Here is a 25566-nt window from a genome sequence, read left to right on the forward strand (position 1 = left end):
TAAAGATGTTTATATACTTATAATTGTGCTGCCCGCCACGGAAGGCATACCGTTTCTCAGTTGAAAGGAGGAAACGCAGTGACTATTTTTGAAGAAAAGCAATCCTCGGTATCTGTGGAAAAGCTGGAATGGATGTATGAACAGATGGTGAAGATCCGTTACTACGAAGACCAGATGGCTGAAGCTTACATGGAAGGCAAAACGCCGGTATTCAATATCGGGGCTGGGGCTGTGCCTGGTGAAATGCATTTGGCAACCGGACAAGAACCGGCTGCGGTCGGCATCTGTGTTCATTTGACAAAAGACGATACGGTGACAGCTCCCCACCGCCCCCATCACCACGCCATTGCCAAAGGGGTCGATTTAAAGAAAATGACTGCTGAAATTTTTGGCAAAGAAACGGGGCTCGGCAAAGGAAAAGGCGGACATATGCACTTGTTTGATCCGGAAGTGAAGTTTTCGTGCGGAGGTATTGTCGGTGCCGGTATTCCCCATGCAGTTGGCGCCGCCATGACCAGCAAAATGAAAGGAAAAGACTGGGTGGCCGTTGCCTTTATCGGAGAGGGTGCCGCAAATGCCGGTGCTTTTCATGAATCGCTTAATCTCGCAGCTGTATGGAATCTGCCGCTTATTGTTGTAGTGGAAGACAATTCATACGGCATTTCTGTGTCGAAAAAAGCGTCAACTTCTGTTGCATCCAATGATTTGCGGGCTTCAGCTTACGGCATTGCCGGTGCTTATGTAAAAGACAACGATCCGATTGCCATGTATAAAGCAGCGGAAGAAGCCGTTGCCAGAGCACGCAACGGCCAAGGCCCGACCATCATCGAAATCGAAACTTACCGTTATTTGGGCCATTTCCAGGGAGATCCAGAACTCTACCGGGACCAGACGGAAGTGCCGGGACTTCGCCAACTCGATCCGATCAATAAGCTGAGAAAGATGTTGGCTGAATCCGAAAGCGTCAGTGAAAAAGATCTTGAAAACATGGAAACACGTGCCAAACAGGAAGTGGATGAAGCGTACCAGTTTGCGAGAGACAGCAGCTATCCGAATCCAGAATCTGCGCTGAAAGATGTCTTTAGCTCATAAAACAGGAGAGGAGCCGATCTATTGTGGAAACAGCGAAAAAACGAATGTTGACCGGCAATAAAGCAATGGCTGAAGCGATTTCGCAGGAAATGGAAAAGGATCCGAATGTCTTTGTACTCGGAGAGGATATCGGGAAATACGGAGGCATCTTTGGTTCGACGCAAGGATTGATCGAAAAGTTCGGACCTGAACGCGTACTCGATACTCCGATTTCTGAAACCGCGTTTATCGGAGCTGCTATTGGGGCTGCAGCGGAAGGCATGCGCCCCATTGCGGAATTGATGTTCGTCGACTTTTTTGGCGTCTGCATGGACCAAATTTATAACCATATGGCGAAAATCCCTTATATGTCGGGCGGCAATGTCAAACTGCCGATGGTGCTGATGACTTCTGTCGGCGGCGGTTACCGCGACGCTGGCCAGCACTCCCAAACACTCTATGCAACGTTTGCTCATATGCCTGGAATGAAAGTGGTCGCACCGTCCAATCCGTATGATTTAAAAGGGATGATGGTGTCCGCAATCCGCGATGACGATCCGGTTGTTTTCATGTTCCATAAATCACTGCAAGGACTCGGATGGATGAAACAGTTGGATGTCGCCGTAGACCACGTGCCTGAAGAATCCTATACCGTTCCGCTGAACAAAGCAAAAGTCGTGCGGGAAGGAACAGATGTGACCATCGTCGGCATCCAAATGATGACCCATTACGCAGTCGAAGCCGCAGAGCGCCTTGCCAAAGATGGCATCGAAGCGGAAGTCATCGATTTGCGGTCGCTGGCACCGATTGATAAAGACACCATCATCGAGTCCGTCAAGAAAACCCATCGACTCCTAGTGGTCGATGAAGATTACCTATCCTATGGCATGACAGCGGAAGTTTCGGCAATCGTCGCAGAAGAAGCGTTTTTTGAAATGGAAGCGCCGATCAGCCGACTGGCTATACCGGATGTGCCGATTCCCTATAGTGGCGTGCTGGAAGACTTCGTCATTCCCGGGCCGAATAAAATCTACGAACAAGTGAAAAAGATGATGGATGAAGCATAGTGACTCTGGAGGTGTTGGAATGATCGAAGTCCGATTGCCGCAGTTAGCGGAAGATGTGGAAGAAAGCTTGATGGTTCTGTGGTTTGTGTCAGTAGGCGATTTTGTGGAGAAAGGACAGCCGCTGGTGGAAGTCCAGACGGAAAAAGCCGTTTCTGAAATCACTGCCGAAAGCAGCGGCACCGTACAAGAAATTGCGGTTAAACGCGGGACCTCTGCAAAAGTTGGTGACGTGCTGGCAACGATTGATCCTGACGGGGCTCGGGGCCAAGAAGCTCCCGTCCAAGATCAACCCGCCGCTCCGGAATCAGAAACCGAAGCGAACTCTAATAGCCAAGCATCCAAAAGTTTCGTACGGGTGTCACCGAGGCTTCGCAGACTTGCCAAAGATCTTGGAGTTAATCTGGAAGCTGTAAAAGGATCCGGACCCCTAGGCAGCATCACGGAAGAAGATGTCCGGGACGAAGCGGGGCTTTGAGAGTTGAAAATGCAGAAGAACGTAACAAAAGTACGCTTTATCCAAGAATTTAAAAATGCCTTCCCGACAAAATGGGAAGGCATTTTTTTCTAGGAATCTATAACTCACTATACTGCCAACAGTTCATAAAAGCCCAAATGGACAACTCCATTATAACCACTTATGAAACATCCTGAAAATGCAATAATAGTCTTTGTTTTATAAAAGCCTTTTCTTGATTTCTTCAAATTCTTCAGTAGTTATCTCACCTTTAGCTAGCCGTTTCTTGGCGATGTCCAATGCATCTGCACTGGAGTCATTCTGGGAACGATTACGATGATTAACACCAAAAATCCTCCTCCCAGTCCCATTCCCCATTCGGGTCCCATCATTGCTTTCTACCTCCTTTTTTAGTTCTGGCATATGTCTGTACTTCAAATGTATACGCTAGATGTGCAGAAATAGCGGAGTTTCGGCAACAGTGGATACTGCCTCTAGTACTTCAGCTTTTTGGGAAATAAAATTTCAAAGTCCTCTGAATGCAGCCAATAACTGGTATTCAATTCTAGCCATAATCTCTAGATATTATTGACAAAGAACTTACCACAATAGAAAATCAAGTTATTCCGACGACACTGTCGGCGGAATTCTTTGATAAATGCGGGGTGGTGAAAACATGAGGATTACAATCCTGACACTAGGCAGCAGAGGCGATGTACAACCGTATGTTGCGCTTGGTAAGGAACTTATAAAACATGATCATGAAGTTACCATTTGCACAGGTGCTACTTTCAAGGGTTTTATAGAAGAGAATGGAATTGCTTTTCAAGCAGCATCGGCTGATTTAATGGCCATCATAGAGAGCGAGGAAGGCAGCAGGGTTTTTAACGGCGGGAACTTTAATCTAATTAAAATGGTGAAGTTTTCAAAAACGGTGATTACACCGACTTACAGAAGGAGTATGGATGACTTTTTTCAGGCTTCACAAAAAGCAGAGCTGATTATTTATCATCCTAAGGCTCTTGGTGCTGTTGATATAGCTGTACATTATAATATTCCTTGTATTTGTTTACCCCCTGTCCCCATCATGTATCCGATAACAGAATTCCCGAATTTCTCTGTATCGCCCAATAAAAACTTTGGCCCCATATTAAATAGATTATCCTATAAGGTTGTGGCATTAGGTGAGCGGCCTTTTATAAAACAAATCAACGACTTTAGAAAAAAAACATTAAACTTGCCAAAAAGAAAAGCCGGCCTATACACATATGAAATGAATGGTTCGCCTATCCCCATACTTTATCCCATTAGCCCTTTTCTTTTTAAAGAAGTAGAAAGTTGGAATAGCCGCGTTTTTTTATCCGGTTTTTTCTTCTTAAATTTAGGCGAAGAAACACTGTCCAATGAAATCGAAGAATTCTTGGACAAAGGAACGAACCCCATTGTGGTATCGTTCAGTTCTATGCCTTTAAAAGACCCAGCAAGTTTCAAACAAAAATTGGTTCAGGCCTTAAAGGAAACAAATAATCGAGCCATTGTGCTGACCGGAACAAGTGGTATGACATTTACTCAGGAGCTGGATATAATGGCTGTTGAAAAGGCACCTCACCGACTTCTTTTCAAGCGTTCGAAAGGCATTATCCATCATGGCGGTGTTGGAACAATGTCTGAAGCTTTATTGAGTGGGGTCCCACAGTTAATCATGCCGTTTACAGTCGACCAGCCGTTTTGGGCAAATCGATTATATAAAAACGGCTATTCAATAAAGCCATTGCGCGAAAAAAATCTAGAAGTGTCTGACCTAGTACATGCCTTAGAACAAATGGATAATGAAGATTATCTAAAGAATGCACAGCGTATAAAAAACGAAATCCAATCGGAAAATGGTTTGCAAAAAGCAGTGAATTATATAGAAAATATAGCAACTGACAGGAAAAAGGAGTGAATTCGAGAGTTTAACTAAAGAAAATCAAATCTCGCGATGCCACCTGTTTTCCTTCCACTAAATGACGTGGCTATTGAGCAATGAAACAAGCGTTCAAAAAAGTGTACTCCTGCCCTGACACCCAATACCAACACCAAAAAGCACCGCTCCGATTTTTGCCGGAGCGGTGCTTTGCCTTTTAACAAAACCTGTTTCGTTGGCGATGCAGCCTTATTTGAAGGTCCAAGTAACATCAGCCAAACATCTTAACTTTTCACCAAGTCTTCAGAAGGTTTATTGATCTCAAAACTTTTCCCGACCACTACTTCGTGGCCTTCTTTCAAACGCTTCTTGTATTCAGCCGTTGCTGTGAACAGCACGTCTGTTGAAGAGTTTAAAGCCGTTTCAAAAGAATCCTGCAGCACGCCGATGATGAAGCCGACGCCGACCACTTGCATTGCTACGTCAGCCGGGATGCCGAACAAACTGCACGCCAGCGGGATCAACAACAGCGAGCCGCCCGCCACACCAGAAGCTCCGCATGCACATACTGCTGCCAGAATGCTAAGCATGATTGCTGTCGGGATATCCACTTGGATGCCAAGCGTATTGACCGCTGCAAGCGTCAAAACGGAAATCGTAATTGCGGCTCCAGCCATGTTGACTGTTGCACCAAGCGGAATAGAGACAGAGTAAGTGCCTTTGTCCAAGCCCAGCTTTTCGCAAAGCGTCATATTGACCGGAATGTTTGCAGCCGAGCTGCGGGTAAAGAATGCCGTAATGCCGCTTTCGCGCAAACATTTGAAGACTAGCGGATACGGATTGCGGCGGATATTGACGAATACGATAAGCGGGTTGACCACTAGCGCAAAGAAAAGCATACAGCCGATCAACAGCGCCAATAGTTTGCCGTAGCCCAAGAGCGATGACAGTCCGTTTGTCGTAATCGACTCGATGACAAGACCCATGATGCCAAACGGCGCGAATTTAATGATCCAGCCGACCATCTTCGCCACAGCATCCGACACATTTGTAATAACCGTTTTGGTCGTATCCGCGGCATTTCGCAATGCCAGGCCAAGGACGATTGCCCACGCCAAAATACCGATATAGTTTGCATTCACAAGCGCGTTGACTGGGTTGTCGACCACGTTTAACACCAAAGTTTTGAGAACTTCAATTGCATTGCCCGGAGGCGTCAAGCCTTCAGCTCCTTGCGTAAGTGCAATGCTGACCGGGAAGATGAAGCTCGCAACGACTGCGACAAGCCCTGCTAAAAATGTCCCTAATAAATAAAGAAAAACGATCGATTTCATATTCGTCTGCTGTCCTTTTTTATGCTGGGCAATCGATGCCATGACCAGGAACAACACGAGGACAGGCGCTATCGCTTTCAGTGCTCCGACAAACAAGGTGCCAAAAATCGTCAATGATGCCGCAGTTTCCGGAATCGCAACCGCCAAGACTACCCCTAAGACCAAGCCGATCAGGATTTGTTTCACAAGACTGATCCGGTTCCACATTTTCAATACGTTCATACCCATTCCCCCACACTAGTTTATTCTGTGCTGTATGTCAGCCGCCGCTCTCCCATCCGTTGCAGATGCAGCCGCCATTTTCAATCTATTCCTATTCTAACTAAATAGATGTACGAATAGAATAAATTTTTTATAAAATCAAATACTTAATTCATTCGAACCGCTGCCACGACTAAAAAGACCCGCCTTATTGACTGGTCGTTGCCTATATTATTCCAGATGAGCGGCTCTGTAATCGCAATGCCAAAAGAAAAACAGAACTTTGCAATGGTTCTCTGCAAAGTTCTGTTTTCGGTATTCTATGGAATTGCTAACGAATCAGATTGCCTTCAGCTTGTAAACTTCTCTCTCCGACACCAGATCCGCAATATTCGCGCGGTATTCCTGGTAATGGAGAGATTCGATATGGCTCTGTAAAGCATCCTGGTCTTTCCATGTTTCATGAAGGACAAACGTATGGTCTTCAATTGATTGGTGGAGAACATAGTTCAGGCAGCCATCTTCTGCTTGCGAAGCTTCCTGAACTTTGTTTAATTCCGCCAATAATCGTTCTTCCATGTGTTCCTTTGGCTTCAGGATTGCGGTAATGACGATGGGTTCCATCATTTAGTTGCCCTGCTTGTTTCTCTTCTCAAAGGCCTTTACCAATTCCTCGGCCAATTCTTCAGAAGAAAACGGATCGCGTCCGGTTACCAATTGGTCATTGCCCCATACTACTTTTTGCTCGGCAGAATAATTAGCCACTTCGCTCATTTTCCCTTCCAGGCTGAATGGCAGAATCGCAGGCAGGCCTTCAGGTTCAACCGCTTCCGGATATCCGGTTACGTCCAGTCCGGAAATGATGCTCTTGCCATCCGGACGTTTTGTCCAAAGCAATGGAGCTGGTCCATGACATACCGCTGACACGATGTTTCCGTTGTCGTAAACAGCGTTAATGATGCTGTGCAGTGTTTCATTCTCAGCCAGGTCGTACATCGCTCCGTGGCCGCCCACGATGAAGACTGCGTCATAGTCTTCTGGAGTAACTTCCGAAAGAGCTGTTGTGTTATCGGCTAATCCCGATTCGTACATTTTTTTGTACTTGCCTTCAGGATCATAATCTTCACTGATGCTGACTTTGTCCAGTTCAGGTTTTCCGCCCAGTGGTGAAGCCAGGTCTACTTGATGTCCCGCTTTTTCCAAGACTTCCATTGGTGCAAACAATTCTTCCGCCCACCAGCCGGTTTCGTAATTATTTTCTGTATCCTTGTGTCCGCTTGATAATACTGCTAATACTTTTGCCATGTTCGATTTCCTCCTCTGAATGATAAACTATCCTAATACTAGTATTTCCCGAATTCTTTCGAGTTCAAACAAACGAACAAAAAAGACAATTTCAATCGTTGGTTTTTCACATGAATTGTCCTTATCTCACTTTGATTCACTTAAGATGGAAAGGCATCACCGATATGAAATGAATAGGTGCTTAGTATGCGCCCTGGTCTGCTCTCTCATCGTTCATTTATTGAGCATCCAAATCGAGCTGTTTAAGCCCATTGCGAACATTACCCAAGCAATATAAGGGATCATGAGGTTGCCTGCGGTTTGATCGTATTGGTAAAATTCATACGTCGTCCATGTGATTGTTGCGAGTAGCAAAGCCATTTCTACAAGCGCAGCGCCGCGCAGTTTCCATTTGAAGAAAAGGAATGACCACAGGAAGTTTAGGCCCAATTGCAAATTATAAGGAAGCAACACTTTTCCTGCTTCTCCTTTCAACGCGGCTTTTTCGGCCGCGCGGTATTTTGCCAGTCCCATGGAAGTGTATAAAGCGGTCCATGCCAAGGGAAATACCCAAGGCGGCGGGGATAAAGAAGGCCTTTTCAATTCGGCGTATTCTTCTTGGGTGTTGTTGTTTGCGAACGCGCCGACCAGTGAACCACCGACAACCGGCACCATTATGCTCAACGCCAGTTTTCCGGGTTTGATTTTGCCATCCACTTTCAGGAACTCCATAAACTTTCCTCCTCTGAATTTAGTTGTTTTCTATAAAGTCACTCAATCAGACCCAGTTTCAGCAAGGATGTAAAAGAAATCCGCTCTATCGTTGAATAGGCGGATTTCTGGTGGCTCTAGTCATACTTTGAGCAGGAGTTCTTATTGAACTGAAATTTGAACACTTAATGCTTACTTTTCACCGCTTAACTCCACAAGGATTTTCACTTGTGTTTTATCTTTCGTTAACGCCTCGAAGCCTTTTTCCACAATGTCATCCAATTGAATTTGAGAGGTGACAATGCTTTTTGGATTTAATTGGCCCGTCCCCATCAAGTCTACCGTTTGTTGGAATGACGTCGGTGTGTAGGCAATCGAAGATGTGATTTTCACACCGGTATTGGTCAATTGAAGCGGATTCCATTCAATGGGTCTCGCGAAAATAGAGACAATTACCATCGTTCCACGCGCTTTTGTTGCCGCAATGGCCTGTGTAAAGGTTGGCGCAACACCGGCCACTTCGAATGATACATCGACTCCTTCGGGAACAATTGCCCGAATGGCTTCGACAGCATTTTCAGTTCCGGAGTTGACGATATGCGTAGCCCCTAATTCTTTTGCTTTTTCCAGACGCGTTTCGGATAAATCCAAGACAATGATTTTGCTGGCTCCTGCCGCTTTTGCCGCAATTACCGTTACCAAGCCAATAGGGCCGGCTCCAAATATGGCGGTCGTATCGCCAAATTGAAGGCCGCCTTCTTTGATGGCTTGAACCGCCACAGCAGTGGGTTCAACAAGCGCGCCTTCTTGCAGGCTTAAGGTTTCCGGAAGAAGGTAGACATTCGATTCGGGTGCGTTGGCAAACTTCGTGAAGCCACCATCTCCATGAAGACCGATAAAGCTAAAGCCATCGTATTGGTCAATGTCTTCCGGTTTATTGCCAAAAGTTAACGTAGGATTAATCGCGACACGATCTCCCACGTTAAACTTGGTTACTTGTGATCCCACTTTTTCGATGACACCAGCAAATTCGTGACCCATGATCAGGGGTGCGACTTGCCCCGTTAATTGGTCTTCTTTTTCCGTAGGGACAAAAACCGGGCCTTCTTGGTACTCATGCAAATCACTGCCGCAAATTCCTGCCCATGCGACACGGACCGTTACTTCATTGTCTTTTAATGTTTTTAACTCCCGTTCTTCGATGCGAATGTCTTTTTCTCCATACCATACTGCTGCTTTCATAACGTCATTCCTCCTGATTTTTGAGTTCATACCTTGTTTACATATGCTGCGAATTAAATATATATGCAACATCATCTTAGTCCTCTTGTTTTCTAACGTCAATAATGATGCATCCATCTCTTGATACTTAAATATCTAGATATCATACAACGCTATTCACCCCACTTTTTCAAATGCATAAACATGCAAAAAATCTGTTTTTTGTCCGAAACGGAACAAGTCAGAAATCAAGGAACCAAAAAATGTGCGGGCGACTGGAGTCGCCCGCACATTTGCTATTTCACTCTGTAGTACCAATCAGTTTGCGATTACACCTCTACACCTTTTCTCAGCCACTTCGCCGTTAAAGTGTCAGCATCGAGCATTTCTTCCGGTGTCCCTTCAAACAACACTTCGCCGCCTTTTTTGCCTCCGCTTGGACCCATTTCAATAACCCAGTCGCTCGCTGCAATAAAGTTTAAATTGTGTTCAACAAGGATGACCGAATTGCCTTTGTTTACAAGGCCTTGGAAAACATCCAGTAGATGATCATTATCTTTTGTGTGCAGCCCGAGTGAAGGTTCATCCAATAAATAAATTTGCCCTTCTTTTTTCAAGTGGCTGGCGAGTTTGAGGCGCTGCACTTCTCCTCCGCTTAACGAACTGGTCGTCTGGCCGAGTGTCAGGTACCCCAATCCGACATCTGTTAAAGTATCTACTTTTTTGACGATTTTTGGCATGCTTAAATACTGATTGGTTTCATCGATTGTGAGTTCTAAAATTTCTACGATATTTCTTCCTTTGTAGCGGTAAGACAAGGCTTCTTCTGAATACCTCGTCCCCCGGCACGCTTCACATGTGACGCTCACGGGATCCGCAAAAGCGACGTCTGGCGTGGTGACGCCTTTGCCCTCGCAGACAGGACAAGCACCTGATGAATTAAAGCTGAACAATCCCACGGGTTGTCCGGTTTCTTTTGACAGGATCGACCGGATGTCATCCATGATTCCCATGTAAGTCGCAAGTGTCGAACGGCTGGACGTTCCGATGCTGCCTTGGCCGACTGAAATGGTTTCAGGGTAGTTTTCGGTAAATGCGCCAAACATTAACGAACTTTTGCCAGAACCGGAAACGCCGCATACCGAGACTAGAACATTTTTAGGAATGTCCACGCTGACATTTTTTAAGTTGTTGGCAGAAGCGTTGCTTATGGAGAATCTTTCTTCAGCTTTTCGCGGATTCTTATTGATGGTCGGTTTATGGTCCAAATTAGTGATGGCTGATACTTTTTTCAACCCTTCCAGTTCGCCTTGATAGACCACTTCGCCGCCGCTTACGCCGGCTCCTGTCCCCATCTCAATGATTTCGTCTGCTGTTTTGATAACCGCTAAATTGTGTTCAATTACCACGACTGTATTGTAATTGTCCCGCAGACTTTCCAACATATGCGTCAACATCTCAATTTCTTCCGGATGCAGTCCTGCACTGGGTTCGTCAAAGATGTAGGTGATGTTGTTCAGGCTGCTGCCCAAATGACGAGCAATCTTCACGCGCTGCGCTTCTCCGCCGGACAAAGTTCCCATTTTTCGCGACAGACTCAAATAACCCAGCCCCAAGTCAACCAGCTGTTTTACATTCGGATACGCTTGCTGTGCGATGGATTTTCCGACAGGATCTTTTATTTTCGCTAGTTCACCCAGCAATTCTGTCAGTTCCAATCGGTCGTAATGCACGATATTCAACCCGTTGATTTTGCATTCCAGCACTTTCGGATTTAATCCCGATCCTTCGCAAGTTGGGCACGCAGTGTGTGTCGTCATCGCCAAGACGTCATCCTGGGACGTTATTTTCAGTTTCGTGAGGTCCCGGTTAATGTACAGGCGAATAAACCGGGGAAGGATGCCGTCCCATTCGATTTCCCGATTGCCTACTTTGTAATAATAGGTGCTGAATGCCCGCTCGCCTTCCGGGGGGCCGTAGACAAGCATATTGTATTTTTCTTCCGTGAAATCTTTGATGGGGAGATCAGGGTCAAACAATCCGCCGTCCACCATCCACCTGCCCTGCCAGCCAGGCGGCGCCAGCGGCTTGAATTGCACTGCGGATTCTCTGAGTGACTTCGTGTGATCGATGAGTTTGGTAATATCCGGCGCAACGATTTCTCCATATCCGCTGCATTCCGGACAGTTTCCGAAAGAACCCTCACTCGAAAATTCAGTTGCTGAACCGATCGAAGGGCTGCCGATTCGCGAAAACAACAGTCGAATCAACGGATCGATGTCCGTATAGGTACCAACCGTCGAGCGCGCGTTGCCTTTTACCGGTTTCTGTTCCACGACAACGACCGGGCTTAAATGCTGCATCAAGTCCGCATGCGGCCTTTCATAACGCGGCATCTGATGCCTTACATACAATGGATAGTTCAATGTCATTTGCCTTCTGCTTTCGGTCGCCAAGGTATCAAAGACGACGGAGCTTTTCCCTGAACCCGACAGGCCGGTAAAGACATTTATTTTTTCTTTTGGGATATTTAAATCAATGTTCTTCAAGTTGTTTTCTTGAAGCCCTCTTAGTATAATTTCATCTCGTTTATCTGCCACGTTGACATTCTCCTTTTCCAATCCATTCAAGGAATTGTCCGATTGTATACATTTAACTAAAGCATCCGCAAAACTATTTTATGCAGTACCGGTTACTATAGTTTATTAACGCAACTTAGTATAGTAAAAGGATTCCCTGTTGCTGCCCGCCTTACACAAAAAGATTGAAAAAGAAGCACCTCGATTTCCAGTGCAATAGAAGTAGTGACGCCAAACTTGGCTGCTTTTGTAAAAGATTGCGTTTGCGTGAAGCTTCTCTTTATAATTTTGCGGTCAAACCACCGTCAATCACAAATTCAGCACCGGTGACATAGCTCGATTCATTGGAAGCCAAGTAGACAATGAGGTCGCTGACTTCCTCTGGCTGGGCTGTACGCTGCAGCGGAATGGCCCTAGCCAGCTTGCTGACGCGGCTTTTTCGGACCATTGGGGTTTCGGTAATCCCTGGATGAACGGAATTCACACGGATGCCTTCTTTTCCGAGCTCGATAGCGGCACTTTTTGTCATGCCCCTTACCGCAAATTTCGAAGCACTATAAGCGATGGAGTCTTCGTTTCCTTGTAATCCACTAATCGATGAAATATTAATAATGGACCCGCTTTCCGCCCTTTTCATAGACGAAAGCACATACTTCATCCCCAGAAATACCGACACTTGGTTGACATCAATAACTCGCCGGAACTGCGCCTCTGTCAGGTTGTCGATGGATTTGAGCAACGCAATTCCCGCATTATTCACCAAGACGCTGACAGGTCCAAATGTGGATTCTGTCTCAGCAATCACTTGTTCCCATTCCAGAGTCTTTGTGACATCATGCTTCATGAACTTGATGTTGCCGCCAAGATTGCTTGCTATCGCTCTGCCTTCTGTTTCCAAAATATCCGTAATCATCACTTTTGCCCCTTCTTCCAGAAACCGCTTTGCATGTGCGGCCCCCATTCCTCTTGCGCCTCCTGTGATGATGGCTACTTTGCCGTCTAATCTGCCCATTCTCCATTACCTCCTCTTCTTTACCTATCCGTGGAAAAGTTGGAAAGCCTTTTGAACTGCCTTACAAATTTTTAAAACACCCAACACGCAGAAGCATTGGGTGTAGGAACAGAAGAACTTTTGACCTTCTGTTTTTCACAATCTTTTTGTTATTGATGGGTGATCACGACATTCCCTTTTTTCGCTCCACTTTCCACATAATGATGCGCTTGTCGCAGCTCTTTCAAAGGGAATGTTTGGTCAATGACCCCTTTGATTTTGCCATCCGCCAACAGCTCGCCCAAGTAGCGTAAATCTTCGGTTTTGTAGTCGGCCGCGGCCACAACGATTTTCCGATCGTTTTTCATCATTGGTAAAAATCTCCGAAATATTTTGCTGAGGCCCGGGTTGCCGATCAAGTAGACCCCTTTAGGTTTCAATAATTTGATGGTTTTAGAAAAAGAGGCCTTTCCCACAATATCGAAGACCACATCATAAGTTTCACCAGTTACCGTAAAATCTTCCTGCTGATAATCAATTACTTTGTCCGCGCCGATGGATAAAAGTATGTCCAACTTTTCTTTGCTGTCGACAGCCGTCACTTCAGCACCTGAGTTTTTGGCAAGTTGAACAGCCATCGTGCCGATGCTCCCACCTGCTCCGATAATCAACACTTTTTGGCCAGCTTGAATTTTGGCTTTTCGAAGAAAAAACAAGGCATTCATTCCACCTGTCGGGATGGTGGCCGCTTCTTCAAAACTAACCCCTTCCGGCATACGGATGATGGCATAACTGCTGGGAAGACAGATGAAGTCGGCATTAGCGCCAAGCTTCAATTCCGTCGAACCAAATACACGGTCGCCTAGTTGAAATAGCGTCTGCTCGCTTCCCACCGATTCAATTTCTCCGGCAAACTCCTGTCCCAATACGTTCAATCTCGGTTTCCGCAAACCAAAAAATAGCCGCAACGGAACCCACAAAAACAACGGAAAGGCAAAGTTTCGCATTTCGCAGTCTCCTGCTGTTGCGGTAGATGCCCGAACTTTTATCCCGATTTCATTGGCTTTCGGCACCGGCTTGTCCAGCTCCTGAAGTTCCAACACTTCCGGCGGTCCATACCGTGTACAAACCATGGCTTTCATTTTCCGTCATCCCCTTTTCTTTCGAATGAAAAGTCAGCAATCAAATCTAGTGCATTGCATGGAATAAGAGAACCGCTCCTATACTGATGCGGTATATTATATGGCGTGCATCGCCTTCTTTCAACCTTTTTTCAGTCAAAAGGAACAGCCAATAAAAAATGCCTTCCCGGGAAAAACCGGAAAGACATTGCTTATCCAAGCAACTGGTGCTTGATGCTTTTAATACCCTAAAAAAACATCCTTAATGATTTTGCGTTTTGCAATATCCTTTTCTTTTAAATAAGCGGCAAGTTCTTTCACCATTTGCTTTGGCCCTGCTATATAGTAGGTGCCCCCGTTCTTATGCAAGCTTAAAAAATTGTCCAGCTCTCTACGCAACTCATCCCGTGTCACAACATAAGTGATGTCTATCAAAGAGTGAGCAGCAATCGCGTCAAATTCATCTTTGAATGGATAGACTCCCTTGCTGTCCAAGTACAGCAGCTGGATTTCGTGATCATGCCCATTGCCTTCCGCCTCCAGTTGTTTAACGATCGACCGGAATGGAGTGATGCCCATTCCGCCTGCAACCAGAAGAGTCGGGCTGTTTCCGTTGAGGTAAAACTTTCCCACTGGACCATTCAGTTTGATTTTCATGCCCTGTGTCAATTCCAGCATGGCACTTTTGAATTCACTTGGTTGATCACCGATGCGTGTCGTGATCCTAATGACATTCTCCTTAGGTGCAGATGCAATTGTAAATGGCCGTGTCGGCTTTTTTATCTTCTTATGGGTAATCGTAAACAAGCCATGCTGTCCTGCTTTCCAATTCAAATCCTCGTCTTTTTCGAACAAAAAGGAGTAAATTCCTTCTGACTCCTTCTGGCTTTCCAAAACATCAATTCTCTCTTTTGGAGTATAGCTAAGGTATCTTGTACGAAGTTCATAACCTTATCCTCCTTTAATTGGGGGAAACAGGACACTAATTGGCAGTTCCCACCATATTTAGTAACCTGTTTAGCGTTGCTGCTATCCCGTTGCTTTAAAGCCCAATTTCAGTCGAATCGCAATGCAATCATTTTTCCAATACTCCCTCGAGTTGCTCTCCAAAGTTTTCCCAACTGGATTTGGCGCCTTCTAGAGCTCCCTTGGTTGATTTGGTTTCTTCACTAAAGCCGGTTTGTTCAAAGTGCACATGTGTCAAACCATCTGCCCCCTTTTTCAATGACCATGTAATTGTCGTAGTTTCTCCAGCACTTGCCCAAATATATGACAAGCTGCGTGGCTCATCCACTTCCAGAACTTCCCCATTAACGATTCCGTCCCACCATTCGTTCGGTTCCGAACGGAATTGGAATTTTTCTCCGACAGCCGGTTTAAAATCGTTGTCCCATATCCACTGTGCCAGCACATCTGAATCCGTTAAAGCCTTCCAAACTTTTTCAATGGAACTCTTTAATTGAAAATCCAATGTAACGTCTGCCATAGTCTATTCCTCCGATAATAGTTTTTTTAAATGCGTCACTTTCTGTGTCCAGAAACTCTCGTAAAAAGATACCCAGTCCTGGATTTCTTCCAAAGGAGCCGCATTTATTCGATACCTTGTTTCCCTTCCAACCTTTTGGACGGTAACCAAACCTGCTTCCTTTAAGACAGCCAAATGTTTGGAAACTGCCGTACGCCCAATTTGGAAATGGACCGTCAATTCGTGCAGTGGCAGTTCCCCTGCTTCTGCCAACAAACGAAGCAATTCACGCCTTGTCGGATCAGCAATCGCTGCATACACATCATGTCCTTCTATTTTTTTATCCAAATCCTCCCTCCTCACAAATAGGACACCTTTTAGTGTCTTAATAATACGACACTAAAAGGTGTCCTGTCAAGGGACAAACACCTATATACTGAACTTTTTTACTAGAAATCCGGCTGCTTAGATTTCCAAATTCCAAGAAGCAAGACTATTATTATTCCACTTTCCCTACAGCAGCGGTACCTTTAGTTTCTTGACTCTTTTTCATCTCCAGCATCCATTTTATTAACAACTCACGATCCACCAGACGTACTTTGTTAGATGCAGCCAATTTCTTGGCTGGCTCCGTATAATAGCTGTTAGTGACTACCCAACATTCATCTGCATTGAAGTGATTTTTGGCAGTCGAAACTTCCTGTACGGCCTTTAATCCAACATTCTTTTTATAGCGCTTTGCCTGCACGACAATTTTTTTATTTTTATCGGATAAGATGAGATCAGCTCCAAAATCACCAGTGGCCGGCGTTAATAGAACATGGTATCCTCTTTCGCGGAAGAGAACCCGAAGATATTCTTCAAATTCTCTTCCCGTCATTTCATCTACGTGAAAGATGCCTGATTTTTTCAGTTTGTTGTATCTTAATGTCTTTTGAACAAGTCCCAGCACCAATGAACTAATAAAGAAGAATGCCAGAATTCCAATTAGTAACGGATTGGCTAACACAATCGTCCACAGCATCTCTAGTCCCATTCCAAAACCTTCGGTAAATTTCATATTACTTATCTCACTTTCTATAGGTAAGTTGGATTTTCCGCTTCTGAAAGAATTAACGCTTTAGCTCATCTACAATCCGTTGAAGTCCGTTTAGATTTCCTCTTCCTAAGGTTCCATAGTAATTGATGTGCTTTTGTGCGGCAGTTAATGCTTTTTTGTAGTATTGCTCTCCGAAATCTCTTCGGATGCTTTCAAATAAAAATCGATTGGTTTCGTTATTAAATGCTCGCTTGTACTCTTCCCCGTTCATCATCGCTAAAAAAATCGTGATGTATGCACTGGCCGATCCTTCGTTCATACCAGAAACGCGATTAATTTCACTTTTCCCGTCAGTTCTCGTTAATTGTCCGGAATAAACCCGCTTTGCTATTGGATAGGCTTCTACACTCATTTTCATTGTAATTTTCATTTTATCTTTCCCCTTTTCGTAAACTTGCAAATTCTTCAGCTAAACATTTACTTACTATCATTAAAAATAACCGTTACTTTAGACATGAGTAAATCGTATCATAAAAACCCAATTTGAAATACATAAATTTTCCATTTCAATTGATTTCTATAAAAAAATTTCCACAACAAAACCCACCGATGGAATCGATTCCATCGGTGGGTTTGCAAATACACTCGTTACATTTAACTTGAAAAAGCTCTTCCAGTTATTTGGCTGGTGTCTACTTTAAAACTCCTCATGCGTAGCTGGATCCATCCCAAACAGTCTGCCATCCGGATGCGACATGCCCGCAATCGCAGCCATTTCGGATTCGCTTAGTTCAAAGTCAAAAATAGCCAGGTTTTCCCGTTGCCGCTGTGGAGATGTGGAACGCGGAATCGATACCGAGCCGATTTGGTACTGCCAGCGGAGCACCACTTGCGGAACGGTCTTGTTGTGGGCTTCGGCAATTTTTATAATGGTTCTATTCGACACAATATCTGCCGCTCTGGCGATTGGGCTCCACGACTCGGTTTGGATATTGTGTTCTGCGTGCACTTTCCGCTGTTCTTCCTGGTTAAAGAACGGATGCAATTCCACTTGGTTGAGACTTGGCGTTACGCCGGTCTCCTGAATAATATGCTCTAGGTGCTCAGGCAGGAAGTTGCTGACGCCAATCGAACGGACGAGCCCCCATTTCTGGGCATCAATCAAGGCCTGCCACGCTTCCACGTAAAGATCTTGATTCGGAAGCGGCCAGTGAATCACATAGAGGTCGAAATAATCCAAATTCGAACGGTACAGCGATTCCTGAATTGCCACCAATGCTTTTTCGTAACTGTGATATCGTCCTGGCAGCTTGGAAGTGATCCACAGTTCCTCGCGGGAAATGCCGCTGCGCTTGATGCCTTCCCCCACCGCTCCTTCGTTTTCGTAATTATAGGCCGTGTCAATCAGCCGATATCCGGCATTGATCCCACTGCTGACTGCGTTCGCCCCGGCATTGCCCCACAGTCCATATGTACCCAGTCCAGTAACCGGTAATTTTGTTCCATCGTTCAACGTCACTTCTGGTATTGCGTTTTTCATCTGCTTTCACTCCTTTCAATTATATTTTCAGATTACTCTTACATCCTCGCAAACTCAACCGATTCGATCCTTCAAGCTTTCCCGATAAAACTAAATAAAATCCTCTCCATTGCTAAATGGGAAGGATTCCTTTTGTGTGCTCACTACTAAAATTACGGTTGAAGGCTTAGTTCCCCACGGCAATCTTAATATGCGCCAAATGATGCTCTTCGTGCCAAGACAGCTTTGCGAGATTTTGGGCGCTGCGGATTTCACCGTCCGTTTCGTGGGTGAAGACCCGGTCCAATTGTTCGGCCGTCATCTGTTTTCCGAGTGCAACGATCCGTTCATTCAGCCCTTCTAGCATACGGATAGAACTTTCTACCGGCAGTCGGTTGTCCGGAAGCTGAGCCCATTTTTCCTCATCGAACCCGGGCACGGTCGGATTGTCTTCCGTTACAGCTAGTTTCAAGCGCTGGTACATGGCCACTTGCGAGTCCGCAATATGGTGCACCAGCTGACGGACAGTCCAGCTGCCTTCCCTGTAAGTCTTGCCTAACTTCTCATCACTCAACGAATCAACGGCTTCCCGCAGCCGCGTCGTGTAACTCTCGATTTCCTTGAGCCACTGCCGAACATCTTCTGCCGTCACTCTATCTGGAACGTGCAACTGTCCAATGGGAAATTTCACATCCATTTGACTAACCTTTTTTCCATGCTTAGTTGTGAAATGCCATATTCACGCTCAATATACCAATGTGTTTAGGTTTTGTAAACTAACTGGCTAAGTTGGATTTCGCTCTCTCAGAGGAAGAAATCCAACTAGAACCAGTAAGCTTTTCGGCAAATAAACAGAATTGTCCTCACTTCTTTACAAGTCTCGCTCACCAGTTGAAAGCAATACTTTATGTAAAATTAAGAATTGGTGTACAATTAAAGATATGTAAATTACTTATAGTCAGGAGCTTACCCATGGAGAAAACCTCATTCACATTAAATGAAGCAACAATCGAAGATATTCAACAGGCTTTTCAGGAAAACCGACTCACTTCTGTTGAATTGGTGCAAGCCTACCTCGATCAAATCGAGACATATGACCGCAATGGCCCGAAGATCAACTCAGTATTGACCATCAATCCAGACGCGCTGAAAATCGCTGCCGAGCTGGATGACATGCGCGGGCAAGATGGGCAAGGTCCGCTATACGGCATTCCCGTGCTGCTCAAAGACAATATCGAAACGACGGACCCGATGCCGACAACAGCCGGCACTATCGCACTCGAAAACAACTTTGCCCAGCAGGATTCGTTTGTCACGTCGCAGCTGAGAAATGCCGGTGCCATCATTCTCGGCAAAGTGAACTTGAGCGAATGGGCGTATTTCATGTCAAAAGAAGGCGTCAGCGGCTACAGCTCACTCGGTGGGCAAGTGCTGAACCCTTACGGAGTCGAAACCTTTAAAGCTGGAGATGTCGGCGGCTCAAGTTCAGGAACAGGCGCTGCGATCGCATCGAATTTCGCCGTTGTCGGTGTCGGTACCGAAACTTCGGGATCTATTTTGAGCCCCGCCAGCGCCAACTCGATCGTTGGCATCAAGCCGACAGTCGGACTGATCAGCCGCTCGCGCATCATCCCGATTTCCGAAAGCCAGGATACCGCAGGACCGATGGCACGCACCGTTGCAGACGCCGCGATCTTGCTCGGCGCTATGACCGGCGTCGATGAACAGGACCCGGCAACACACGCAAGTGCCGGTAAAGCATTAACTGATTACACGCCGCACTTGAAAACGGACGGTTTAAAAGACGCCCGCATCGGTGTCGATCTTACCTTCTTAAACAATGAAGAACCAGAAGAACGTGCCATTATGGATGAGGCAATCGAACAGTTGAAACTGCTCGGTGCGACTGTGATAGAAATGACAATTCCCCAGCAGTCATTTGAATCAGACGTCTTATGGTATGAATTCAAGCGAGGCGTCAATGAGTACCTCAGCACTGTCCCTGACGAGGTGCCGGTTAAATCACTGGCGGATGTCATCGAGTTCAATAAACAAGACCCGGACCGCTGCATGAAATTTGGCCAAGCGGAACTGGAAAAATCCCAATCCTTGAGCGACGATCCGGCTGACCCGACGTATGTGGAGCACCGCCAAACCGATTTGCGCCATTCCACTCTGGAAGGACTGGACCTCGTTATGCGCGAACACCAACTGGATGCGCTGTTATTCCAAAACAACCGCGGCGCTGCTCTTCCGGCAAAAGCGGGCTATCCGTCCATCACCGTCCCTGCCGGCTACACAAGCAGCGGAGTTCCAGTCGGTGTCACGTTCAGCGCCCAGGCATTCAGCGAAGCACGCTTGATCGAACTGGCTTACGCTTACGAACAGGCGACCCAAAAGCGACAAGCACCGGATTTCAGTAAGCATACAATAACCAACACATTCTAATAGAAGTTTCTTCACAAGAACCCCTTTCCAGATTTCAATTTCTGGGAAGGGGTTTTCATGTTTAATTCCTGTCTACCGAACAACTAAAAAACGGTCCATCTCTTGCTTATCATATACTCGAACCTGACAAAAATTGTCTTGGAATCCAGAGAGAATTTGGTGATATACTAAACTACGTTGAAAAATACTACGCAAAAGAGATGGTGCTTAACAAATGATGCGATCCTTCCAGGGCAGCCGAATTTTAAAAACAGGGATAGCGATATTTATAACAGCAACAATTTGTTTGTGGTTTGGCTGGCCGCCTGTCTTTGCGGTCATCACTGCAATTGTGACAGTTGAACCCACCGTCAGCGATTCGATTAAAAAGGGACTGGTCCGGTTCCCGGCATCTGCGATCGGCTCAGCATTCGCGGTGTTCTTTATTACCCTATTCGGGAATTCCCCGATTACCTATACACTCGCTGCCGTTGCCACTATTTTAGTTTGTTACCGACTCAATTTGCATGCCGGTCTGCTCGTTGCCACGTTGACATCTGTCGCGATGGTGGAAGTGATCCATGATCATTTCTTAGTGTCGTTCTTCATTCGATTGGGTACCACGACGATTGGCCTGCTCGTATCCACTGCGGTCAACATGCTGGTGTTTCCGCCAAACTACCGGTGGGATATTTTAAAAAACATCCAAAGCATCAGCGAACGCGCTGGAACGATGCTGGAACAGACTTTCCACACCATTCTGTTTGACGGAGATGCAAACCGTCAGAAAGAGCAGCAGCTTGTGAAGCAACTGACGACGAAAATCAAAAAGACGGAGAAATTAATTCATTACCAACGGGATGAAGCAAGTCTGTACCCATGGGTCCGCAACCGGGAAGCCGAACTTCGCATGGCGGAACGGCAATTGCATTTTTTACATAACCTGGAGTTTCACTTGGATGCCCTGCTCCGCATCCCGTTCCATAGCATCAAGTGGTCGCCAGCCGAGCGGAATATCATCATGCAGGCTGTGGCAGAGCTTGCCGACGACTTGCAGAATTCCAATGAATACGACCACAAAACGCATCAGCAGCAATTAAAAATCATCACTGATTTCTTTTGGGAAGACAGCAAAGGCGTCACGACAAGTGATGCCTTGCACCCTACCCTATTCCCGCCGGAGTTCAAGATTCTTTACGAACTCATCACCATTTATGATTTGGTGGATAACTTTTTTGATCCAGGCAGTGTAAAGGCTGCGCGGGAAGCGGAAAAGTGAACAAACAGACGTGTCAGAAACAGAGCCGTTTCTGGCACGACCGTTTTGTATTCATCATATTTCTTATGCAGAGCGACAACTTCTTATGGTTTTTACATAAGTTGTAAGGGTATGAGCATAGAAAGAGGAACTTTATTTTTCTTTAAAAAACAGAAAAAAAGGGAGGAAGTAATCAACACATGACTTATCTATTATTATTAGTAGGATTCGCTCTTTTGATCAAAGGAGCTGATTATTTTGTAGAAGGAGCTTCAAAAATAGCGCAAAGCTTGAGGGTTTCCCCCCTATTGATCGGCTTAACGATTGTGGCTTTTGGTACAAGCGCACCGGAAGCGTCGGTCAGTTTTATTGCTGCCTTCGAAGGAAACAGTGACGTCGCGATCGGGAATGTAGTCGGCAGCAATATCTTTAATATCACGTTCATTCTCGGAGTTACAGCTCTGGTTTTCCCTTTGATGGTTCAGAGCGAGACGATACGGAAAGAAATTCCTTTTGCTTTGTTGGGTTCCGTTGCCTTGCTGCTTTTAATTAGCGACATTCAAATCGGATCTTCAGACAGCAACCTCATTACAAGAACTGAAGGCATTATGCTGCTCCTCTTCTTTGTGATTTTTCTTTACTATATTTTTGAAGTGGCAAGAAAAGATCGACTGAACATCGAAGAAAATCCTGTTGATACCGCGAACGTGTCCAAAGTGAAAAACACGATTTTAACAATTGGCGGACTTGCGGCCATCGTGTTCGGTGGGAACCTCGTGGTAGAAAACAGCATTCAAATCGCGCTGTCGCTTGGAATGAGTGAAACCTTAGTCGGTTTGACGATTGTGGCTGTAGGGACTTCACTTCCTGAATTGGTCACCTCTATAACCGCAGCGTTAAAGAAACAGGTAGAGATTGCGTTGGGTAATATTATCGGAAGCAATATCTTCAACATTTTCTTCATACTGGGAACTTCCGCAACGATCCATCCTTTAACGGTGGATTCAAAGATCTTTCTAGATGTATGGGTCATGATCGCTGTGTCCATTCTTTTAATGATTCTTGCAAGAACCCAGTATAAGATTTCACGGATTGAAGGTTCGGCGTTAGCCGTTATCTACATCATTTACGTGGTTTACATTATTCTAAGGAATTAACATGTAGAGCCGAACGAATATAGTATAAAATGGGGCTGTCCCAAAAGGGCGTGAAAATGACTTTTTGGGAACAGTTCCTTTTTACATTCAATGATAAAATACTGAAGTGCACGATTCACTTTTGACATACTGTCGATCGCAATTTAAAGTTTAATGACAACATTATATAAGATAATAGTTGCCTGACGAGATACTGGGGAGTGAAAAGCATTCCTCCGGTTCGTTATTATCTGAAAGGAGAAATGGATATTACTTTTGGTCCTCGTATTTTTAAAACTGGCGTAGCCGTAATCATTGCCATATATGTATGTGGATTTTTCGAATTGGACAACATTGCGTTTGCGGCGGTTGCAGCTATTTTAGCTGTACAGCCATCGCTGTACCGGACTTGGAAGCAATTGCCTGATCAATTGATTACAAATACCTTAGGCGCATCCATCTCGTTGTTTTTCATCTATTTTTTAGGCGAAAATCCGATCACCATCGGTTTGGTGATTATGATTATGATTTCATTCAGCTTAAAATTAAAAATGGATAGCACAATCCCACTAACTCTTGTAACGGTAGCTGCAATCATGACTTCCGGTGCAGGTGAGGATATGTACTTTGCCCTGGAAAGATTTTTGGTTATTTTAGTCGGAACAATTTCTGCTATAGTCGTTAACCTGGTCGTTTTCCCGCCGAAATATAAAAAGAGTTTTTCGGATAACATCTACTCAGCTTTTCAGGAAATGTCATTGTTATTAAGAACTGCCATTTCAAATGAACTGACAGAGAGTTCTTATCAAGTACTTTCCCGCAACTTTAAGAAAGAACTTGAAAAATTAGTGGAGCAATTCAAGTTGTTTGATGAGGAAAGAATCAAGCTCGGAAAATCACGAACCAAACAATTGAATGACAGAGAAATGATTGTCTTCAGGCAGATGTTGAAAACATTAGAGGAGGGAGATCAGCTTCTCAGAAAAATTGAGGACCATTACTTTCAGAGCACGTCTGAAGAAAGTGTCAATCTGCTGTTTGATGAGTACCTGGAAGAATTAATCAAATATCACGAGTACCTGTTTTTGAAATATCAGGGCAAGATTAAAGAGTTTCAGCATTCAGATGCAGATATGCTAAACCGAAGAGACGAATTTTATAGATCCGTGCTTTCTCTCTCTAAAGAAGATCCGGAGAAAAACATCCGATTAATGATCGTAGCATCTGCTCTTTTGGATTATACCTTTTACCTGCACCGTCTAGATCAATTGCTGAACCAAGCACAAAAATAACAGCAATATATTATATAGGTGTGATGGAGTAAAAGGAATACAATAATGCCCAACAACAAAAAGCAACCACCTTCTCCTTACGAGGATTGTAGGTGGTTGCTTTTTTGCTTAAAACATCTCTGATTATCTCTAATTTATATTCCCCAACTCGTCCAGCAGCGCTTTTCTTTTCGGATACATAAATTCAGTTCTTTAATAAGTCCCGCTGTTGCTTCCTTTTGTTTAAGTTCATGAGAAGTCCCTTTAGATCGGTTATAACTTGCGCGGCTTAGAGGTTGAATTGGAAGTTTTTTTGGGGGGAAGCACTCTTAAAGGCAGATAGCATGATTTCAGTTTGCCGGACTGCTATACTCCTCTATGTGCAAACCTGCAGTTAACGAAAGGAAGTCATATAGATGAAATTAAGCGTATTGGACCAAGCGCCCGTCACGACAGGCAACACCGCAGAAGATGCGATGAAAAAAGCAGTAGAGCTCGCGGTTCTCGCCGACAAGTTAGGGTACAGCCGGATGTGGATGGCGGAACATCATGGCTCCGGCGCATTTTCCAGCTCCGCCCCCGAAGTCACGGCCGCCTACTTGAGCGCCAAAACGGAGAAGATCCGAATCGGCACTGGCGGCGTGATGATGATGCATTATTCACCGTTGAAACTTGCAGAAGTCTTTAAAACATTGAGCGCACTTGCGCCAGGGCGCATCGATTTCGGCGCGGGTCGCGCACCCGGCGGCGACCACAGTTCCATTTACGCCTTGTCCCAAGGACGCCGCCCGATGACAGACGATATGTATGGGAAATTCGACACCGCACTGAAACTGATTAACGACGAAACGCCGGAAGACAATATGTACAATAAAACCATTGCTGCCCCAACACATATCCAATTGCCTGAAGCCTGGCTGCTTGGCTCAAGCGGCAACAGCGCACTGGAAGCTGGCCGAATGGGTGTCGGCTATTCGTTTGCCCAGTTTTTCAACGGCGGCATGACGAAAAATATTTTGGATTCCTATCGGTCCAATTTTGTCCCTTCCGCTTTTATGGAAAAGCCCAAAATTTCGGTCTCGTATTTGGTCACAAAGGCTGAAACCGCCGAAGAAGCAGAATACGAAGCCTTGCCACAGGACATTTCACGCCTGATGTTGATGAAAGGCCATCTTATGCCCCTCATGACACCCAAAGAAGCACAAAATTCGGCCTTAACAGAAATGGACCGCATGCAAATCCAGGCAAGCCGCAAACTCCATCTCGTCGGTTCCGCCAAAGATGTAGCAGACCAATTGCAGCGGGAGCAACTTGAATATGGTTTTGAAGAAGCCATGATCTGCAGCATTCCGCATTCCCAGGAAAAGCGTTTGGATGTTTACCGTTTACTGGCACAGCAGTTACTTTGACTGAACAAAACCAAAGCCGTATCCATTAACCCTCGAGGTTAGTGAATACGGCTTTTTTCATGCTAGTGTTATCAATAAACTGAATTGAGTTTGACACACAAG

Annotated in this window: 25 protein-coding genes; 9 read left to right on the forward strand and 16 right to left on the reverse strand. The window is 45.3% G+C overall.

Annotated features, from left to right (window positions below; genetic code table 11):
- Positions 1 to 132: 132 nt before the first annotated feature.
- Genes AC4EHK_RS12705 through AC4EHK_RS12715 form a run of 3 tightly spaced genes read left to right on the forward strand, consistent with a single transcriptional unit; the run spans position 133 to position 2613 of the window.
- Positions 133 to 1092: a thiamine pyrophosphate-dependent dehydrogenase E1 component subunit alpha gene (locus AC4EHK_RS12705; RefSeq protein ID WP_490979360.1), complete on the forward strand. Its 960-nt coding sequence runs from the start codon at positions 133 to 135 to the stop codon at positions 1090 to 1092.
- Between the two features lie 44 nt (positions 1093 to 1136).
- The gene (locus AC4EHK_RS12710; protein ID WP_490979361.1) at positions 1137 to 2138 is read left to right on the forward strand and encodes an alpha-ketoacid dehydrogenase subunit beta; all 1002 of its coding nucleotides are present in this window, start codon (positions 1137 to 1139) and stop codon (positions 2136 to 2138) included.
- A 19-nt stretch (positions 2139 to 2157) separates the two neighbouring features.
- The gene (locus AC4EHK_RS12715; RefSeq protein ID WP_490979158.1) at positions 2158 to 2613 is read left to right on the forward strand and encodes a biotin/lipoyl-containing protein; all 456 of its coding nucleotides are present in this window, start codon (positions 2158 to 2160) and stop codon (positions 2611 to 2613) included.
- Positions 2614 to 2811: 198 nt separating this feature from the next.
- On the opposite strand, the gene AC4EHK_RS12720 is transcribed toward AC4EHK_RS12715, so the two are convergent.
- Positions 2812 to 2892 carry an SHOCT domain-containing protein gene (locus AC4EHK_RS12720; protein ID WP_490979362.1) on the reverse strand — a complete coding sequence of 27 codons (81 nt, stop codon included), beginning with the start codon at positions 2890 to 2892 and terminating at the stop codon, positions 2812 to 2814.
- Between the two features lie 376 nt (positions 2893 to 3268).
- On the opposite strand from AC4EHK_RS12720, the gene AC4EHK_RS12725 reads away from it, so the two are divergent.
- Entirely contained in the window at positions 3269 to 4537 is a 1269-nt protein-coding gene (locus tag AC4EHK_RS12725; protein ID WP_490979159.1) for a glycosyltransferase, read from the forward strand.
- A gap of 245 nt (positions 4538 to 4782) precedes the next feature.
- Here the strand turns inward: AC4EHK_RS12725 and sstT are convergent, their stop codons facing one another.
- The 15 genes from sstT to AC4EHK_RS12800 all read right to left on the reverse strand — a co-directional run bounded on the left by sstT (position 4783) and on the right by AC4EHK_RS12800 (position 18660).
- Positions 4783 to 6054 carry a serine/threonine transporter SstT gene (sstT, locus tag AC4EHK_RS12730; protein WP_490979160.1) on the reverse strand — a complete coding sequence of 424 codons (1272 nt, stop codon included), beginning with the start codon at positions 6052 to 6054 and terminating at the stop codon, positions 4783 to 4785.
- A 318-nt stretch (positions 6055 to 6372) separates the two neighbouring features.
- Positions 6373 to 6660 carry a putative quinol monooxygenase gene (locus AC4EHK_RS12735; RefSeq protein WP_490979161.1) on the reverse strand — a complete coding sequence of 96 codons (288 nt, stop codon included), beginning with the start codon at positions 6658 to 6660 and terminating at the stop codon, positions 6373 to 6375.
- On the reverse strand, positions 6661 to 7338 hold the full coding sequence (locus AC4EHK_RS12740; RefSeq protein ID WP_490979162.1) for a type 1 glutamine amidotransferase domain-containing protein: 678 nt from the start codon (positions 7336 to 7338) through the stop codon (positions 6661 to 6663).
- Between the two features lie 213 nt (positions 7339 to 7551).
- On the reverse strand, positions 7552 to 8049 hold the full coding sequence (locus AC4EHK_RS12745; protein WP_490979163.1) for a TspO/MBR family protein: 498 nt from the start codon (positions 8047 to 8049) through the stop codon (positions 7552 to 7554).
- 171 nt (positions 8050 to 8220) lie between these two features.
- Positions 8221 to 9270 (reverse strand): 2,3-butanediol dehydrogenase, encoded by a 1050-nt coding sequence (locus AC4EHK_RS12750; RefSeq protein WP_490979164.1) that lies wholly within the window; start codon positions 9268 to 9270, stop codon positions 8221 to 8223.
- A gap of 308 nt (positions 9271 to 9578) precedes the next feature.
- Positions 9579 to 11849 (reverse strand): excinuclease ABC subunit UvrA, encoded by a 2271-nt coding sequence (locus AC4EHK_RS12755; protein WP_490979165.1) that lies wholly within the window; start codon positions 11847 to 11849, stop codon positions 9579 to 9581.
- Between the two features lie 259 nt (positions 11850 to 12108).
- Entirely contained in the window at positions 12109 to 12840 is a 732-nt protein-coding gene (locus AC4EHK_RS12760) for a glucose 1-dehydrogenase (RefSeq protein ID WP_490979166.1), read from the reverse strand.
- Positions 12841 to 12989: 149 nt separating this feature from the next.
- The gene (locus AC4EHK_RS12765) at positions 12990 to 13961 is read right to left on the reverse strand and encodes an NAD(P)-dependent alcohol dehydrogenase (RefSeq protein WP_490979167.1); all 972 of its coding nucleotides are present in this window, start codon (positions 13959 to 13961) and stop codon (positions 12990 to 12992) included.
- A gap of 219 nt (positions 13962 to 14180) precedes the next feature.
- A complete protein-coding gene (locus tag AC4EHK_RS12770; protein ID WP_490979168.1) occupies positions 14181 to 14834 on the reverse strand; it encodes an FAD-dependent oxidoreductase in 654 nt (217 codons plus the stop codon).
- Between the two features lie 181 nt (positions 14835 to 15015).
- Entirely contained in the window at positions 15016 to 15426 is a 411-nt protein-coding gene (locus tag AC4EHK_RS12775) for an SRPBCC family protein (RefSeq protein ID WP_490979169.1), read from the reverse strand.
- A 3-nt stretch (positions 15427 to 15429) separates the two neighbouring features.
- Positions 15430 to 15753: an ArsR/SmtB family transcription factor gene (locus AC4EHK_RS12780; RefSeq protein ID WP_490979170.1), complete on the reverse strand. Its 324-nt coding sequence runs from the start codon at positions 15751 to 15753 to the stop codon at positions 15430 to 15432.
- 151 nt (positions 15754 to 15904) lie between these two features.
- A complete protein-coding gene (locus tag AC4EHK_RS12785) occupies positions 15905 to 16465 on the reverse strand; it encodes a restriction endonuclease (RefSeq protein WP_490979171.1) in 561 nt (186 codons plus the stop codon).
- A 52-nt stretch (positions 16466 to 16517) separates the two neighbouring features.
- The gene (locus AC4EHK_RS12790; protein ID WP_490979172.1) at positions 16518 to 16874 is read right to left on the reverse strand and encodes a hypothetical protein; all 357 of its coding nucleotides are present in this window, start codon (positions 16872 to 16874) and stop codon (positions 16518 to 16520) included.
- A gap of 267 nt (positions 16875 to 17141) precedes the next feature.
- A complete protein-coding gene (locus AC4EHK_RS12795) occupies positions 17142 to 17984 on the reverse strand; it encodes an aldo/keto reductase (protein WP_490979173.1) in 843 nt (280 codons plus the stop codon).
- 166 nt (positions 17985 to 18150) lie between these two features.
- Positions 18151 to 18660, reverse strand: coding sequence for a YfiT family bacillithiol transferase (locus AC4EHK_RS12800; RefSeq protein ID WP_490979174.1), 510 nt, complete (start codon positions 18658 to 18660; stop codon positions 18151 to 18153).
- A gap of 275 nt (positions 18661 to 18935) precedes the next feature.
- Here AC4EHK_RS12800 and AC4EHK_RS12805 point away from each other — a divergent pair, with 275 nt between their 5' ends.
- The 5 genes from AC4EHK_RS12805 (at position 18936) to AC4EHK_RS12825 (ending at position 25464) form a co-directional block, all read left to right on the forward strand.
- The gene (locus tag AC4EHK_RS12805) at positions 18936 to 20411 is read left to right on the forward strand and encodes an amidase family protein (RefSeq protein WP_490979175.1); all 1476 of its coding nucleotides are present in this window, start codon (positions 18936 to 18938) and stop codon (positions 20409 to 20411) included.
- Positions 20412 to 20628: 217 nt separating this feature from the next.
- Positions 20629 to 21669, forward strand: a complete 1041-nt coding sequence (locus AC4EHK_RS12810; protein ID WP_490979363.1) for an aromatic acid exporter family protein — start codon at positions 20629 to 20631, stop codon at positions 21667 to 21669.
- 179 nt (positions 21670 to 21848) lie between these two features.
- Positions 21849 to 22805 (forward strand): calcium/sodium antiporter, encoded by a 957-nt coding sequence (locus tag AC4EHK_RS12815; protein ID WP_490979176.1) that lies wholly within the window; start codon positions 21849 to 21851, stop codon positions 22803 to 22805.
- A gap of 242 nt (positions 22806 to 23047) precedes the next feature.
- Complete coding sequence (locus AC4EHK_RS12820) at positions 23048 to 24076, forward strand: FUSC family protein (RefSeq protein ID WP_490979177.1); 1029 nt, start codon at positions 23048 to 23050, stop codon at positions 24074 to 24076.
- Positions 24077 to 24471: 395 nt separating this feature from the next.
- Entirely contained in the window at positions 24472 to 25464 is a 993-nt protein-coding gene (locus AC4EHK_RS12825; RefSeq protein ID WP_490979178.1) for an MsnO8 family LLM class oxidoreductase, read from the forward strand.
- Positions 25465 to 25566: the final 102 nt, after the last annotated feature.

Source organism: Planococcus sp. TJ-307, assembly GCF_058268435.1.

Bases quoted from the DNA above. Each gene is read 5' to 3' on its own strand.
- AC4EHK_RS12705 (WP_490979360.1), top strand. From the start codon at position 133: ATGTATGAACAGATGGTGAAGATCCGTTACTACGAAGACCAGATGGCT.
- AC4EHK_RS12710 (WP_490979361.1), top strand. From the start codon at position 1,137: ATGTTGACCGGCAATAAAGCAATGGCTGAAGCGATTTCGCAGGAAATG.
- AC4EHK_RS12715 (WP_490979158.1), top strand. From the start codon at position 2,158: ATGATCGAAGTCCGATTGCCGCAGTTAGCGGAAGATGTGGAAGAAAGC.
- AC4EHK_RS12725 (WP_490979159.1), top strand. From the start codon at position 3,269: ATGAGGATTACAATCCTGACACTAGGCAGCAGAGGCGATGTACAACCG.
- sstT (WP_490979160.1), bottom strand. From the start codon at position 6,054: ATGAACGTATTGAAAATGTGGAACCGGATCAGTCTTGTGAAACAAATC.
- AC4EHK_RS12735 (WP_490979161.1), bottom strand. From the start codon at position 6,660: ATGATGGAACCCATCGTCATTACCGCAATCCTGAAGCCAAAGGAACAC.
- AC4EHK_RS12740 (WP_490979162.1), bottom strand. From the start codon at position 7,338: ATGGCAAAAGTATTAGCAGTATTATCAAGCGGACACAAGGATACAGAA.
- AC4EHK_RS12745 (WP_490979163.1), bottom strand. From the start codon at position 8,049: ATGGAGTTCCTGAAAGTGGATGGCAAAATCAAACCCGGAAAACTGGCG.
- AC4EHK_RS12750 (WP_490979164.1), bottom strand. From the start codon at position 9,270: ATGAAAGCAGCAGTATGGTATGGAGAAAAAGACATTCGCATCGAAGAA.
- AC4EHK_RS12760 (WP_490979166.1), bottom strand. From the start codon at position 12,840: ATGGGCAGATTAGACGGCAAAGTAGCCATCATCACAGGAGGCGCAAGA.
- AC4EHK_RS12765 (WP_490979167.1), bottom strand. From the start codon at position 13,961: ATGAAAGCCATGGTTTGTACACGGTATGGACCGCCGGAAGTGTTGGAA.
- AC4EHK_RS12775 (WP_490979169.1), bottom strand. From the start codon at position 15,426: ATGGCAGACGTTACATTGGATTTTCAATTAAAGAGTTCCATTGAAAAA.
- AC4EHK_RS12785 (WP_490979171.1), bottom strand. From the start codon at position 16,465: ATGAAATTTACCGAAGGTTTTGGAATGGGACTAGAGATGCTGTGGACG.
- AC4EHK_RS12790 (WP_490979172.1), bottom strand. From the start codon at position 16,874: ATGAAAATTACAATGAAAATGAGTGTAGAAGCCTATCCAATAGCAAAG.
- AC4EHK_RS12795 (WP_490979173.1), bottom strand. From the start codon at position 17,984: ATGAAAAACGCAATACCAGAAGTGACGTTGAACGATGGAACAAAATTA.
- AC4EHK_RS12800 (WP_490979174.1), bottom strand. From the start codon at position 18,660: ATGGATGTGAAATTTCCCATTGGACAGTTGCACGTTCCAGATAGAGTG.
- AC4EHK_RS12805 (WP_490979175.1), top strand. From the start codon at position 18,936: ATGGAGAAAACCTCATTCACATTAAATGAAGCAACAATCGAAGATATT.
- AC4EHK_RS12810 (WP_490979363.1), top strand. From the start codon at position 20,629: ATGCGATCCTTCCAGGGCAGCCGAATTTTAAAAACAGGGATAGCGATA.
- AC4EHK_RS12815 (WP_490979176.1), top strand. From the start codon at position 21,849: ATGACTTATCTATTATTATTAGTAGGATTCGCTCTTTTGATCAAAGGA.
- AC4EHK_RS12820 (WP_490979177.1), top strand. From the start codon at position 23,048: ATGGATATTACTTTTGGTCCTCGTATTTTTAAAACTGGCGTAGCCGTA.
- AC4EHK_RS12825 (WP_490979178.1), top strand. From the start codon at position 24,472: ATGAAATTAAGCGTATTGGACCAAGCGCCCGTCACGACAGGCAACACC.